The sequence below is a fragment of the Paraburkholderia sp. SIMBA_030 genome, from assembly GCF_046535245.1.
In the GTDB taxonomy this organism is placed as follows: Bacteria; Pseudomonadota; Gammaproteobacteria; order Burkholderiales; family Burkholderiaceae; genus Paraburkholderia.
The window spans coordinates 1-241 of the sequence record NZ_JAWRXB010001494.1; the positions used below are offsets into that span (position 1 = coordinate 1).

Sequence of the window (241 nt, forward strand, 5' to 3'; positions counted from 1 at the left end):
CCAGGGCATCGTCCTCAGCATCCCGCTGCAACTGCGCTTGCTGCCAGGCAAGGCCAGCGCCGAACAGCTGCATGCCTGCCTGCAACAGCACTATGAAGGGGCTCGCCACGTGCACCTGATGCCCCTGCATCAGCAAGGCCTGGCGGCGGCGCTCGACCCCGAAGCACTGAACGACAGCAATGACCTGCGCCTGGCGCTGTACGCCAACCCGGAGCATGGCCAGGTACTGCTGACTGCGGTG

The 241-nt window shown here is 66.0% G+C and carries 1 pseudogene; it reads left to right on the forward strand.

Features of this window, described 5'->3' with window-relative positions:
• Positions 1 to 241, forward strand: a pseudogene (locus tag SB772_RS45010) (N-acetyl-gamma-glutamyl-phosphate reductase); the annotation flags it as partial.